The organism is Enterobacter sp. UNJFSC 003, from assembly GCF_036903355.1.
Taxonomy (GTDB): Bacteria; Pseudomonadota; Gammaproteobacteria; order Enterobacterales; family Enterobacteriaceae; genus Enterobacter.
This window is the reverse complement of record NZ_JBAKHK010000191.1, coordinates 1-267: the sequence shown is the minus strand read 5'-3', so window position 1 is coordinate 267 and position 267 is coordinate 1. Positions and strand designations below refer to the sequence as shown.

At 37.8% G+C, this 267-nt stretch carries 1 pseudogene; it reads left to right on the top strand.

Annotated elements, in window-relative coordinates:
• Positions 1 to 267, top strand: a pseudogene (gene gadX, locus V5P19_RS23740) (acid resistance transcriptional activator GadX); the annotation flags it as partial.

Here is a 267-nt window from a genome sequence, read left to right as displayed (position 1 = left end):
AATGGTGAATATCGCTATTTTAATGGCGGTGACCTGGTTTTTGCGGATGCAAGCCAAATTCGAGTAGATAAGTGTGTTGAAAATTTTGTATTAGTATCAAGGGATACGCTTTCATTATTTCTGCCGATGCTCAAGGAGGAGGCATTAAATCTTCATGCACATAAAAAAGTTTCTTCATTACTCGTTCATCACTGTAGTAGAGATATTCCTGTTTTTCAGGAAGTTGCGCAACTATCGCAGAATAAGAATCTTCGCTATGCAGAAATG